The sequence below is a fragment of the Corallococcus sp. AB011P genome (genome assembly GCF_003611605.1).
Lineage (GTDB): Bacteria > Myxococcota > Myxococcia > Myxococcales > Myxococcaceae > Corallococcus > Corallococcus coralloides.
Genome location: NZ_RAVX01000039.1, coordinates 15,758 through 30,750, shown reverse-complemented (window position 1 = coordinate 30,750; position 14,993 = coordinate 15,758). Strand labels below are relative to the sequence as shown.

The window sequence follows — 14,993 nt, the reverse complement described above, 5'->3', positions numbered from 1 at the left end:
CCTCGCGCCGGAAGCCACTGGGGCCAAACGCCTCCACGAAGCGCTCCAGCGTCTCCGGGCGAATCGGCTCCGCGCCGCAGAACGCCACCTCCCACCGGCTCAAGTCCAACGCCCGCCGCTGCTCCGGAGTGCTCTTCCTCACGCACAAGTCGAACGCGAAGTTCGGCCCGCCGCTGATGGTGCCCCCGAAGCGCGACACCGCCTCCAGCCACGCCATCGGCCTCTTGAGGAAGGACATCGGCGACATCAACGTCACCGGGAAGCCCCCGTACAGCGGCTCCAGGATGCCGCCGATGAGCCCCATGTCGTGGTACGGCGGCAGCCAGATGACTCCCACGCTGTCCGCACGTGCTCCAAACGCACCGTGGATGAGCGACAGGTTGTGCAGCAGGTTGCCGTGCGTGAGCATCACTCCCTTCGGCGTGCCTGTGCTCCCGGACGTGTACTGAAGGAACGCGAGCGACTCCGCGCCCAGGCCCTCCGGCGCCACCCAGTCCCGCTCGCCGCCCTCCGGCAACTCATCCGTCGCCATCCAGTGCAGCGCGCGGAAGTCCGGCGCCTGCTCGAAGACGAAGTCCGACAGCCCGAGGATGCCCGACGTGGTGAGCACCACCGACGCCCGCGCGTCCTGGATGATGGCGCGCAGGCGGGGCAGGGTGCGCTCCAGCCGCATCGGGTCCGGCGGATACGCGGGCACCGCCACCGCTCCCGCGTACAGACAGCCGAAGAAGCCCGCGATGTAGTCCAGCCCCGGCGGGTACAGCAGCAACACGCGCTCGCCTTGCGCGCCTCGCTCACGCAGCGCCGTCGCGATTCGCCGCGCTCGCACGTCCAGCTCGAACGCGCTCCAGACGGTCTCTTCACCGTCGGCGTCACCCAGGAACGTGTAGAGCGGAGCGTGGGCGGACGGCCCTTGGACAAGCTTCAGCAGGCCGCCAGGAAGGGTTCGCGAGAAGTCGTGCACGGGGGGCCATCCATGTGTCGAAAAACCGCCGACACTTAATAGCAGCCCGAGTGCTCAATTCCTCGGCACTCCTGGTGACGAAACCCGGCGGGTTCGTGACGCCAGCCCACTCGGGGAGCGGGGACTCGACATGCCTTCACGCGTGGCCGAGCCGCCCGTTCAACCACCCCATGAAACCTTTCTACTCACGCGCGGTGAACGCGCGGGCCTGAGCACGCAAGAAACAGCGCAGTGCGCCAGTGACTCGGTTCATGGACCCCGCCCCCTCGACGGAGGGAGCGGGGGGTACTGCGTTGTAGACCGCAGGTGCTCGCGGCGCCTGCGTTACTTCTTGCTCGCGTCGCGGAGCGCCTTCGTCAGCAGCTCCGCCACCGACTGGACCACCGGATCGCGCAGCAGCGTGTAGTGGGTGCCCGGCAGGCGGTGCGACTCCAGCCGGTCCCCCACGAGCGCCGTCCAGCCTCCGTCTCCCGTGCCCGTATCATCGACGAGTTCCTCCGCCTGGATTCGCAGCACGCGCTGCTCCATCGCGGGCGGGTGGTAGCGCCGGGCCGCTTCGAGGTTCGCCGCGAAGACCTGGAAGAGGGCCGAGGCGTCCACTCCAAGCGGCAGCGCGCCGGACCGGGCCGCGGACTCCAGCACCTTCGTGAGCGCCGCTTCAGGCTCCAGAGTCGCCAGCTCCGCCGTGTCCACGTCCAGGTCCGCCAGCGACACGCCCATCAGGTCCTGCGTGAACAGGCCCACCGCCAGCGTGCGATCCAGGTCCGGATCCGAGTCCGGCACCGTCTGAGGCACGTACGAGTCGATCATCGCCACCAGCTCCACCGCTTCACCTGCTTCGCGGAGCTGGTGCGCCATCTCGTAGGCGATGACGCCTCCCTGGGACCAGCCACCCAGGTGGTACGGGCCGTGGGGCTGGACGCCTCGCACCACGCGCACGTAGCTGGCGGCCAGGGCCTCCACGGTGTCCAGCGGCTGGTCCGTTCCGTCCAGGCCTCGCGCCTGGAGGCCGTAGAAGGGCTGATCCGGTCCCAGCCTGCGCGCGAGCTCCGCGTAGGCCAGCACGTTGCCTCCCACCGGGTGCACGCAGAAGAACGGCGGCGCGCTGCCCGTGCCTTCCTTCGTGAAGGGCACCAGCGGCGTGAAGGGTTTCGGCTCGGCCTCACCCAGCAGGACCGCGAACCGCTCCACGCTGGGGGCCTGGAAGAGCGCCGACAGCGGGAGCTTCCGCCCCGTCTCCCGGTGCACCGCCGCCATCAGCCGCACCGCCAGCAGCGAGTGACCGCCCAGTTCGAAGAAGCTGGTGCGCACGTCCACGGTGGACACGCCCAGCGCCTCCGCCCAGATCGCCGCGATCCGCGCCTCGACTTCGTTCCTGGGGCCCACGTGGGTCTCGATGCTCACGGGGCCGTCCACGGGGGCGGGCAGCGCCTTGCGGTCCACCTTGCCGTTGGGCGTCAGCGGCAGGACGGGCAGGGCGACGTAGGCCGCCGGCACCATGTACTCCGGCAACGAACGCTGCAGGTGTCCTCGCAGCGTCGCGGTGTCCACCTCCGGCGTCACGTACGCCACCAGTCGCGGGAGGCCGGGGACGTCCTCACGCAGCAACACCGTCGCGTCACGGATGCCCGGAGATGCACGCAGCGCGGTTTCGATCTCCCCCAGCTCGATGCGGTAGCCGCGCAGCTTCACCTGGAAGTCCACCCGGCCCAGGTACTCCAGCGTGCCATCCTGCATCCACCGGACCCGGTCGCCCGTGCGGTACATCCGCGCCCCGGGCTCCGTGCTGAACGGGTGGGGGATGAAGCGCTCCGCCGTGAGGTCCGGCCGGTGGCGGTAGCCGCGCGCCAGGCCCTCGCCCGCGATGTAGAGCTCGCCCGGGACGCCTACGGACACGGGGTTCAGGTTCGCATCCAGGACGTACACGTCCAGGTTCAGCAACGGGCGCCCGATGACGGGCGTGGGCATGGGGCTGCCCTGGATGGCGGCGATGGTCGCGTTCACGGTGACCTCGGTCGGACCGTAGGCGTTGAAGGCCCAGGTCCGCTCCGTCGCCGCGAGCGTGCGCCACGTCACCTCGTCCATCGCTTCACCGCCGATGGAGCAGAGCGCCGGCACGTGCTCGCGCTCCAGCAGGCCCGCCTCCAGCAACAGCTGGTACTGCGACGGCGTGGTGTCCAGCACGTCGATGCGGTGCTGCGCCACCCACGCGAGCATCGCCTCCGGATCCCGCCGCACGGCCTCCGGGACGAGGAACAGGCAGTGGCCGTCCAGCATCAGCGACAGCTGCTGCACCGACGCGTCGAAGAAGTACGGCGCGTTGACGCTTGCCCTCAGCGGCCGGGACGACGCCCGGTCGAAGCAGGCCTCGTTCATCGCGCGCCGCAGGTGCGCCAGCGAGCGGTGCTGGATCATCACGCCCTTGGGCGTGCCCGTGGAGCCCGACGTGTAGATGACGTAGGCCAGATGCTCCGGCCGCACGCCCGAACGCGGGTTGCCCGGCGAGGACGACTCGATGCGCCGCGCGTCCGCGTCCAGCCGCACCACGTGCCGCGCCGGCGGCTGCCACGACTCCACCTGCGCCTGGGTGGTCAGCAGCACGGCCGCGCCGCTGTTCTCCACGATGAAGGCCTTGCGCGCTTCAGGGGCCGCCGGGTCGAGCGGCACGTATGCGCCGCCCGCCTTGAGAATGCCCAGGATGGCGACGATGGCCTCCGGCGATCGCTCCAGGCAGAACGCCACCGGCACATCCGGCCCCACGCCCAGCGAGCGCAGGTAGTGCGCCAGCTGGTTCGAGCGCACGTTGAGCTGGTGGAAGGACACCGTCGTGTCGCCCATCACCACGGCGGGTGCCTTCGGCGTGCGCGTCACCTGCTGTTCGAAGCGCGTGTGGAAGGGCACGTCGCCTTCGAAGGGAGCCGTCTCGCCGCTCCACTCCTCCAGCACCCACTGACGCTCCTCCGCCGTCAGCAGGGGCAGGCTGTCTACCTTCGCGTCCGGCCGGGTGACGGCGGCTTCCAGCAGTTGGAGGAAGTGCTCCGAGAGCCGGCGGGCCGTGGCGGGTTCGAAGAGGTCCGTGGCGTAGGAGAGGGTGCCCTCGAAGCCCCGCTCCGTGCGGGCCATGCTCAGGTCCAGATCGAACTTCGTCGAGGCCAGGTCCACCTCCACCGGCCGCAGCGTCAGCTCGGGCAGGCGCACCTCCGCGTCCGGCACATTCTGGAGCGCGAAGAGGGCCTGGATGAGCGGCGTGCGCGACAGGTCGCGCGCGGGCTGCACCGCCTCTACCAAGCGCTCGAAGGGGATGTCCTGGTGTTCGTATGCGCCCAGCGTGGTGGCGCGCACTTGCGCCAACAGCTGGCGGAACGACGGACGACCATCGAACCGTGCGCGCAGCACCAGCGTGTTGACGAAGAAGCCGATGAGGCTCTCCGTCTCCGCGTGACGACGGCCCGCGATGGACGTGCCCACCAGCAGGTCCTCCTGCCCGGAGTACCGGTGCAGCAGCGTCTGGAAGGCCGCGAGCAGCACCATGAAGGGCGTGCCCCCTTCGCGCTGGGCCAGGGCCTCCACCGCCTCACTCAAGGCGGGTGACATGCGCACCGGGAAGGTGGCGCCCCTGGCTGAACGCTGGGGCGGGCGCGGCTTGTCGGTAGGCAGTGCCAGGGCCTGCGGGGCTCCGGCCAACTGCTGCGTCCACCAGCCGAGCTGCGCGTCCAACACTTCGCCCTGGAGCCAGCCGCGCTGCCACACGGCGAAGTCCGGGTACTGCACCGGCAATGGGGCCAGCGGCGAGGGCTGCCCCTGCCGGAAGGCCTCGTAGAGCGCGGTGACTTCGCGCACCAGGATGCTCATGGACCAGCCGTCGCCGATGGCGTGGTGCATGCACAACAGCAGCACGTGCTCCTCTTCGCCCAGCTTCAGCAGCGTGAGGCGCGCCAGCGGACCCACGGCGAGGTCGAAGGGCTTCAGCGCGTCCTCGCTCGCGAGCCGCACCGCTTCCGCCTCACGTGCGTCGTCAGGAAGCCCCGTCAGGTCCACCACCGACAGGACACCAATGGGAGCGGGGTGCACGTGCTGGCGGGGTTCACCGTCGTGGGACTCGAAGGTGGTGCGCAGCGCTTCGTGGCGTTCCACCAGCGCGTCGAAGGCCTGCCGCAGCGCGGGCACGTCCACCGCGCCGGAGAGGCGCAGCGCCGTGGGCATGTTGTAGAGCGCGCTGCCCGGGTCGAGCTGGTCGATGAACCACAGCCGCTGCTGCGCGAACGACAGCGGATGCGGACCGGGGCTCGTCGCGGGACGCAGCGCCGGAAGGGCGTTGGCCTCCGGTGCATCCGGCAGCCGCTGGGCCAGCGCCGCCACGGTGGGGGACTCGAACAGCGCGCGGACGCCCACGTCCACGCCGAAGCGGGCTCGGATGCGGGACACCAGTTGCGTGGCCAGGATGGAGTGGCCACCCAGCTCGAAGAAGTGGTCGTTGCGGCCCACCACGGGCACGTTCAGCAGCTCCTCCCACAGCGAGGCCAGGGCCACCTCCGCGGGCGTAGCGGGGGCCTCGTACGAGCGCGCGGCACGCAGCCGCGCCTCCGGTGAGGGCAGCGCCTTGCGGTCCACCTTGCCGTTGGGCGTCAGCGGCAGGGCGGGCAGGGTGACGAAAGCAGACGGCACCATGTACTCCGGCAGGTGCCGGCGCAGGTGCTCGCGCAGTCCCTCCGTGTCGCCGTCCGTCACCACGTAGGCCACGAGCCGCGCGTCGCCCGGCACGTCCTCGCGCACCAGGGCCACCGCGTCACTGACGCCCGCGTGCGTGCGCAGCGTGGCTTCGATTTCGCCCAGCTCGATTCGGTAGCCGCGCAGCTTCACCTGGAAGTCCAGGCGGCCCAGGAACTCCAACGTCCCGTCCGGCCGCCAGCGGCCCCTGTCGCCCGTGCGGTAGAGGCGGGCTCCGGGCTCCGCGCTGAAGGGGTCTGGCACGAAGCGCTCGGCCGTCAGGTCCGGCCGGCCCAGGTAGCCGCGGGTGACGCTTTCGCCGGAGAAGCACAACTCTCCCGGCGTGCCGAAGGGCACCAGGCGCTGCCTCGCGTCCAGCACGTACGCATTCAGGTTCGCCACGGGCCGGCCGATGAAGGGCTCCGTGCGGAGGCTCCCCTGGATGGTGACGCCCGCCGTGCAGACCGTGCACTCCGTGGGGCCGTAGCCGTTGAAGACGCGCGTGCGGTCCGTCGCTGCCAGCTTCCTCCACGCCTCCGCGTCCAGTGCGTCGCCTCCCATCATCACGAGGGGCGGCACCCAGGCCCGCTCCAGCATCCCGGCCGCCAGCAGCGGCTTGAGCTGCGCGGGCGTGCAGTCGAACGAGTCGATGCGGTGCTGCTCCAGCCACGCGAGCATCGCTTCCGGATCCACGCGCAGCGCGTCCGGGACGATGTAGAGGCAGTGGCCATCGATGAGCTGCACCACGCGGTCCATCACCGCGTCGAAGTACAGCGGCGCGTTGACAGTGACGCGCTGTCCACGCGGCTGGCCCGCGTAGAACGCGCGGATGAAGGCCCGGTGCATGTTGAGGATGGTGCGGTGTTGCACCATCACGCCCTTCGGCCTGCCCGTGGAGCCGGACGTGTACAGCACGTACGCCAGGTGCTCCGGGCCCGTCAGGGCGGGCAGGGGCTCATGCGAGAGGGCACCCAGGCCGGTCTGCTCCACGTCCATCCACACTTCGTGGACGCCGTAGGGGTTCCAATCCCCGCAGGCCGATTCGGTCGTGACGAGCACGGCCGCGCCGCTGTCCTTCAGGACGAAGTCCCTGCGCGCGGGCGGGGCTCCAGGGTCCATCGGGACGAAGGCACCACCCGCCTTGAGCACCGCGAGGAGCGCCACGATGGCCTCCACCGAGCGCTCCAGGCACAGCGCCACCTTCACCTCCGGCCCCACGCCCAGCGAGCGCAGCCGCCACGCGAGCTGGTTGGCCCGCGTGTCGAGTTGCCGGTACGTCAGCGTCGACGCCTCGAACACGACGGCGGGGGCATCCGGGGTGCGCGCCACCTGCCGCTCGATGAGGCCGTGCAGCGTGGCGCCCCGTTCGAAGTCCACCAGCTCGCCGCTTCCCACGCGCACCAGCCGCACCAGCTCCTCCGGCGAGACGAGCGACACGTCCGCCAGCGGCAGGTCCGGCGCGTCGCACACGGCCTCCAGCAACCGCCGCAGCTGGGCGAAGAGCCGCTCGATGGTGGCCGTGTCGAACAGGTCCGCCGCGTAGCCCAGGTGGCCCTCGTAGCCATCCGCGGAGCGGCCCAGGTTCAGGGCCAGCTCGAACTGCGATGGGGCTTCACCCTCCAGGTGGGCCGGCGCCACTGTGAGGCCGGGCACCGCCAGCTCCGGAAGAGGGGCGTTTTGGAGCGCGAACATCGCCTGGAACAGCGGCGTGCGCCCCAGGTCGCGCTCGGGCTGGAGCGCTTCCACCAGGTGTTCGAACGGGATGTCCTGGTGCTCGTATGCGCCCAGCGTGGTGGTGCGCAGCTGCGCGAGCAGCTCGCGGAACGTCGTCTTCGCGCTGAAGCGGCCGCGCAGCACCAGCATGTTCACGAAGAAGCCGATGAGGCCCTCCGTCTCCGCGTGCCGGCGGTTCGCGATGGGCGAGCCCACCAGCACGTCGTCCTGTCCGGACGCTCGCGACAGCACGGCCTGGAACGCCGCCAGCAGCGCCATGAAGGGCGTGGTGCCTTCGGCCTGCGCCAGCGATTCCACACGCTCGCTCAGGGCGCGAGGCAGTGACACCCGGATCCGCCCACCGCGCCGATCCGCACCGGCCGTCCGCGGCCGGTCCGTGGGCAGGTCCAACACGAAGGGGGCTCCGGACAGCTGGTTCTTCCACCACTCGACCTGCGCTTGCAGCACGCCGCCCTGGAGCCAGCCGCGCTGCCAGACGGCGTAGTCCGCGTACTGCACCGGCAGCTCCGGCAGGGCGGCGGAACGGCCCGCGCACCGGGCCTCGTAGAAGGCCGTGAGCTCCCGCACGAGGATGCCCAGCGACCAGCCATCGGACACGATGTGGTGCAGGTGCAGCACCAGCACGTGCTCGCGCGCGTCCAGCTTCATGAGCAGCGCGCGGATCACCGGCCCGCGCGTCAGGTCGAACGGGCGCAGCGTCTCCGCGAGTCCCATGCGCTGGGCCTCGGCCTGCTTCGCGGCGCGGCTGCCCAGGCCCCTCAGGTCCACAAACTCCAGGGGGACGTGGCCCTCCGGGTGGATGGCCTGCACCGGCTTGCCCGCCTCCATGCGGAACGTGGTGCGCAGGGATTCATGGCGCGCCATCAGCGCGTCCAGGCTCCCTCGCAGCGCCTCCACGTCCAGGTCTCCCGTGAGGCTCAGCGCCAGCGGCATGTTGTAGAGCGGGCTGCCCGGCTCCAGCTGGTCGACGAACCACAGCCGCTGCTGCGCGAAGGACAACGGCGGCGCGGACGTCCTCTCGGCACGGACCAGCGGCGGGGCCTGCGTGCGGCGCGCGTTCACCAGCCGCTCCGCCAGCGACGCCACCGTGGGCGACCGGAACAGCTCGCCCAGCGGCAGCTCCACGCCCAGCGATGAACGGATGCGCGCCACCACCTGCGTGGCCAGCAGCGAGTGCCCACCCAGCGCGAAGAAGTTGCCGTGGATGTCCACGGTGTCCAGGTGCAGCACCTCCGCCCAGATGCCCGCGAGCGCCTTCTCCAGCTCGCTCCGAGGCGTGGCGGATGCGGAGTCCGCAACCCGGGCCTTCGGCGCGGGCAGGGCCTTGCGGTCCACCTTGCCGTTGGCGCTCAACGGCAGCTTGGGCAGCACCACGATGGTGGACGGCACCATGTAGTCCGGCAGCTGCTTCTGCACGGACGCCCGCAGCGCGCCCGTGTTCAGGCCTTCGCCGCTCACGACGTAGGCGACCAGGCGCTTGTCGTTGGGCACGTCCTCGCGCACCACGACCACCGCCTCCTGGACCTCCGGCGACTGGCGCAGCACGGCTTCGACTTCGCCCGGCTCCACGCGGAAGCCTCGCAGCTTCACCTGGAAGTCGGTGCGGCCCAGGAACTCCAACGTCCCGTCGCGCTGCCAGCGCACGCGGTCGCCCGTGTCGTAGAGGCGCGCTCCCGGTTCGGTGGCGAAGGGGTGGGGGATGAAGCGTTCGGCCGTCAGGTCCGGACGCTGGAGGTAGCCCCAGGCCAGTCCGTCTCCGCCCACGTACAGCGTGCCCGGTACGCCCGGCGGCACGGGCTGGAGCGTCGCGTCCAGCACCCACGCCGTGGAGTTCGACAGCGGCCGGCCGATGGGCACCGAGCGGCCCACGGCGTCTCCGGCGCGCAGCGTGTGCGTGGCGGAGAACGTGGTGTTCTCCGTGGGGCCGTAGCCGTTGACGAGCACCGCGCCCGGGGGCAGCCGCTTCAGGTGTTCGCGCACGCGCTCCACCGACAGCACGTCGCCGCCCGCCAGCACCTGCTTCACCCGGGCCAGCGCGTCGCCCTGGTGGAGCACCATCTGCTCGAAGAGGGCTGCGGTGAGCCACAGCGTGGTGATGCCCTCGCGCCGCAGCAGCGCTCCCATGTCCCCGAGCGATAGCGCGCCCGCGGGGGACACCACCAGCGTCGCGCCATTCAGCAGCGCGCCCCAGACCTCCAGCGTGGACGCGTCGAACGCGATGGGCGCCAGGTGGAGGAAGACCTCTTCGGGCCCGAAGTGAATGAAGTCCGCGCCGCGCACCAGGCGAGTGATGCCCCGGTGCGGAACGCTGACGCCCTTGGGCCGGCCGGTACTGCCCGACGTGAACATCACGTAGGCCAGCGCGTCCGAAGACACCGGCAGCTCCAGCGCCGCTTCGGGCTGCCGAGCGATGACGGCGGCGTCCACGTCCAGCAGCACCTGGAGGTCCGTCACGGCCGGCAGCCCGTGGGCCACCGCCCCCTCCGTCACGAGCAGGCTGACGCCCGCCTCGCGCAGCACCCACGTGATGCGATCCGCGGGGAACTGGGGGTCCACCGGCACGTAGGCCGCGCCTGCCTTCAGGATGCCGAGCAGGGCGGTGATGCTCTCGAACGAGCGCTCCACGCACAGGCCCACCCGATGGCCGGGCCGCACGCCCTGGCGCCGCAGGTGGTGCGCGAGCTGGTTCGACGCGCGCTCCAGCGCCGCGTAGGACATCCGCCGCTCCCCGGTCTTCAGCGCCGGGGCGTCCGGCGTGCGCGCGGCCTGCTCGGCGAAGAGCGCGGCCACGGACGCGTCACGTGGGAAGTCGCGAGCGGTGCCGCTCCAGTCCGTGAGCAGCCGCTGGCGCTCCGCCGTCGAGAACCACGGCAGCTCCGGCAGCCGCAGGTCCGGCGAGTGGAGCGCGGACTCCAGCAGTACGCGGAGGTGCTCCACCATGCCGGCCACCGTGGCCGGCTCGAACAGGTCCTGGTTGAAGCCCAGCACGCCCTCGAAGCCGTCCGGTCCCCGGGTCAGCTCGCATTGCAGGTCGAAGAGGGTGGACTCCTTCAAGGGCTCCCGGGCCTTGAGCTTCAACCCCGGCAGCGCCAGCTGCGGCATGGGGGCGTTCTGGAGCGCGAACGTCACCTGGAAGAGCGGCGAGCGGCCCAGGTCACGCTCCGGCTGGAGCGCCTCCACCAGCTTCTCGAAGGGGAGGTCCTGATGCTCGTACGCGCCCAGCGTGGTGGCGCGCACCTGCTCCAGCAGCTCCCGGAAGCCCAGCGACCCGCGCACCCGGGTGCGCAGCACGAGGGTGTTCGCGAGGAAGCCGATCAACGACTCCGCCTCGGCGTGGCGACGGCCCGCGATGGGCGCCCCCACGATCACGTCCTCCTGCCCGGAGTACCGGTGCAGCATCAATTGGAAGGCCGCGAGCAGCACCATGAAGGGCGTGGCGGACACCTGCCGCGCGTACGCCTCCACTGCTTCGCTCAGCTCCCGCGACAGGACGAAGGTCCGGGCGCCTGCGCGATAGGCCTCCTGACGGACCGGACGCGGGTGGTCCGTGGGCAGCTCCAGGTAGGGCGCGGCGCCCTCCAGCTGGCCGCGCCAGTACGCCAGCTGCGACTCCAACACGGAGCCCTGCAACCAGGCACGCTGCCAGAGGGCGTGGTCCGCGAACTGCACCGTGAGCTCCGGCAGGGGTGACGGCTGCTCCGCCACGAACGCCGCGTAGAGCGGGCCCATTTCCCGCACCAGCACGCCGGTGGACCAGCCATCGGTGACGATGTGGTGCGTGTTGAGCAGCAGCACGTGCTTCGTGGGCCCCAGCTTCATCAGGAGCCCCCGGAACAGCGGCCCCTGTTCCAGGTCGAACGGGGTGCGGGCCTCCTCCAGCGCCAGCCGCGACGCCTCCGCCTCGCGCGCCTCCGCCGTGGGCAGCGCGGACAGATCCACGTTCCTCAGGGGCATGGGGAACGGCGGGTGGATGACCTGCGACGGCGTGCCTTCGTGCGAACGGAAGGTCGTGCGCAGCGCTTCGTGGCGGCGCACCAGCTCGTCGAACGCGGCCAGCAGGACGATGACATCCAGCGAGCCGTCCAGGTCCAGCAGGGACGGGAGGCTGTAGGCGGTCCCCGCGGTACCCAGCTGCTCGATGAACCACAGGCGCTGCTGCGCGAAGGACAACGGCAGCACGTCCGGCCGTTCCACGCGGCTCAGTGAGGGCAGCACGGGCACGGACGCTTCTTCCCGCTGGGACGGCTGGAGTGCGTCGATGCGGCGCGCCAGCTCCGCCACGGTGGGCCCTTCCAGCAGGGCCCGCAGGGGCAGCTCCCTCCCGAAGCGCGCGCGCACCCGCGAGACGAGCTGCGTGGCCAGCAGCGAATGGCCCCCCAGCTCGAAGAAGCCATCATGGCGGCCCACCGCCGGGACGCGCAGGACCTCGCTCCACAGCGTGGCCAGCGTCGCCTCGGTGGGCGTCGCGGGCGGTTCGACGACGCGCACCTGGGCGGGGGTGGCCTCCGGCGCGGGCAGCGCCTTGCGGTCCACCTTTCCGCTGGGCGTGAGGGGCAGGGCGCCCAGCGCGATGAACGCGGCGGGCACCATGTACTCCGGCAGGGTCCGCCGGAGCTGCTGACGCAGGGGCGCGGTGTCCACCTGGGGCGTGACGTAGGCGATGAGCCGGTCGTCGTGGAGGCGGACGACCGCGTCCCGGATGTCCGGGTGCGCTCGCAGCGCGGCTTCGATTTCGCCTGGCTCGATGCGGTAGCCGCGCAGCTTCACCTGGAAGTCCAACCGGCCCAGGTATTCCAGCGTGCCGTCCTCGCGCCAGCGGGCCTTGTCGCCCGTGCGGTAGAGCCGCGCGCCAGGCTCCGCGCTGAACGGGTCCGGCACGAAGCGCTCCGCCGTCAGGTCCGGACGGTTCAGGTAGCCGCGCGTGACGCCTTCACCGCCGATGCACAGCTCGCCCGGCGCTCCCACCGGCACCAGCCGCTGGTGCGCGTCCAGCACGTACGCATGCAGGTTCGCCAGGGGCCGGCCCATGACGGGCGTCTCCTGAGCCGCGTCCTGGATGCGCCAGTCCGCCGCGTTCACCGTGCACTCCGTCGGGCCGTACTCGTTGAACGCCCGCGTCCGGTTGGATGCTCGCAGCTGGCGCCAGGAGCTTTCGTCCACCGCCTCGCCACCGACGGAGATGACTCCAGGCACATGGGCGCGCTCGAGAAGGCCCGCGGCCAGCATGAGGCGCAGCTGCGACGGCGTGCAGTCCAGCACGTCGATGCGCTGGCCCTCCAACCACGCCACCATCGCCTCCGCATCCTGCCGGACGTCCTGCGGGACGACGTGCAGGCAGTGGCCACCCAGCAGCTGGACCACCTGGGCGATGGATGCGTCGAAGTGCAGCGGCGCGTTGACGGTGACGCGCTGTCCCTGTGCCAGGCCCGCGTGGAGGCCGCGGGTCAGCGCCTGTTGCAAGTTGAGGACCGACCGGTGCTGCACCATCACGCCCTTCGGCGTACCGGTGGAGCCCGACGTGTAGATGACGTACGCCAGGTTCGCCGGGCCCGCCGCTGCCGGCAGGTTCTCCGAAAACCTGTCCGACTGTCCGACAGGTTCTGTGCCTCCTGCGACCTCACCGGCCTCCACGAACCTGTCCGACTGTCCGACAGGTTTTGCGGCCAGCCGCACCAGATGGGGCACCTCTGGGCGCCACGCTTCTTGCAAGGCCTGCGTCGTCACCAACACCGACGCGCCGCTATCCTTGAGGACAAACGACTTGCGCGCGGCTGGGGCCGAAGGGTCCACCGGTACGAAGGCGCCTCCGGCCTTGAGCACCGCCAGCAACGCCACGATGGCCTCCGCAGACCGCTCCAGGCACAGGCCCACCATCACCTCCGGGCCCACTCCCAGCGACCGCAGGTGCCAGGCGAGCTGATTCGCCTGCGCGTTGAGCTGCCGGAAGGTCAGCGTCGTCCCGCCAAACACCACGGCGTCCGCGTCCGGCGTCGCGGCGGCCTGCCGTTCGAAGCGCGCATGCAGGGTGGCGTCGCGCTCGAAGTCCATGGCGCCGCCGCTGCCGGTGCGCAGCATCCACGTGCGGTCCTCCACGAGCAGCAGCGACACATCCTCGAGCCGGGCGTCCGGCTGGAGCAGTTCCTCCAGCGCCTGCCGCCACTGGCCCAACACGCGCCGCACGGCGTCCGCGTTGAAGCGGCCCGCGTCGTAGACCAGCTGTAGCTGGAGCTCTTCGCGCGGCACCACGGTGGCCGACAGCGGGTAGTTCGTGCTGTCGCCGAACTCCAGGTCGCGCAGGTCCATCGCGGTGAAACGGCCCAACACCGACGCGTCGAACGGGTAGTTCTCGAAGACGAACAGCGACTGGAAGAGCGGCTGTCCCCGGGGGATGTCGCTCCAGCCGTGCGTCGAGACCAGCGGCGCGTACTGGTGTTGCTGGATGCCCAGCAGCTTCGCCTGGAGCGACTGGAGCCACGGCAGCACCGGCTCGCCGTCAGCGGGCAGCGTGATGCGCACCGGCTGCGTGGTGATGAGCAGGCCCAGCATGGCGTCCGCGCCCGGCAGCTCCGGCGGACGGCCGGAGAGCGTGGTGCCGAAGAGCACGTCGCGCGTGTCCGCGTGGCGCGCCAGCACCAGCGCCCAGGCCGCCTGCGTCAGCGTGTTGAGCGTGAGCTGATGCCGCCGCGCGAAGGCCTCCAGCGCGGCCGTGACGGGCGCCGGCAGCGTCACCTTCACGTCGGGCCGCTTCTCGGATGTCGTGGGCCGCACCAGGGACGCAGGCCGCGCCGAGGGCAGGGGCGTGGGCGCCGTCAGGCCCGCGAGCTGGTCGCGCCAGAAGCGTTCGTCCTCCACCGCGTCGCGGCGGTCCAGCCACGCGATGTAGTCGCGGAACGGAGGCCGGCCCGCGGGCGGCGGCGCCGTCCCGGCGTGCACGGCGTCGTAGAGCGCGAAGACCTCCTGGAAGAACAGGCCCATGCTCCAGCCGTCCATCAGCAGGTGGTGATGGCTCCAGAGGAAGCGCCACCGCGCGTCTCCCAGGCGCACCACCGTCATCCTCGACAGCGGTGCCCGCGACACGTCGAAGCCGCGTGCGCGGTCCTCCGCCGTGAGCTTCGCCAGCGCGGCCGGCTGCTCCGCCTCCGGCAGGTGGCGCCAGTCGTGGATGATGAACGGCAGCGTGGCGTGCGAATGCACCACCTGGAGCGGCGACTCCAGGCCCTCCCACACGAACGCGGTGCGCAGGATGGGGTTGCGGTCCACGGCCGTCTGCCACGTCCGCTGGAGCAGCGCGATGTCCACGTCCGAGTGGCTCGACCACCCGGCCTGCTCGAAGTAGTAGGCCGCCTCCGGCGTATTCAGGGCGTGGAAGAGCATGCCCTCCTGGAGCGGGGACAACGGGAACAGGTCCTCCACCGTGGGGCCCTGCGCCGCGAGCACCGCGTCCAGCGCGGCCTGGGACAGGCGGGCCAGCGGGAAGTCGCCGGGCGTGCGCCGCCGCGCGTCCTCCGAATGGCGCTGGGCGATGAGCTCGCGCAGCACTCCGAGGAAGCGCTCCGCCAGCGCGCGCACTGTCGCCTCGTGGTGCTGC

2 protein-coding genes (1 of these 2 cut by a window edge) are annotated in these 14,993 nt (G+C 71.3%); both read right to left on the bottom strand.

The window, feature by feature from the left end:
• A partial coding sequence (locus tag D7X30_RS40640; RefSeq protein WP_233592107.1) for an AMP-binding protein occupies positions 1-964 on the bottom strand: 964 nt, incomplete at its 3' end.
• 324 nt (positions 965-1,288) lie between these two features.
• Positions 1,289-14,993, bottom strand: part of the annotated coding region (locus D7X30_RS40635; RefSeq protein WP_120568352.1) for a non-ribosomal peptide synthase/polyketide synthase (this coding region is incomplete at its 5' end). 15,757 nt of the annotated region lie beyond the right edge of the window; 13,705 of its 29,462 annotated nt are in view.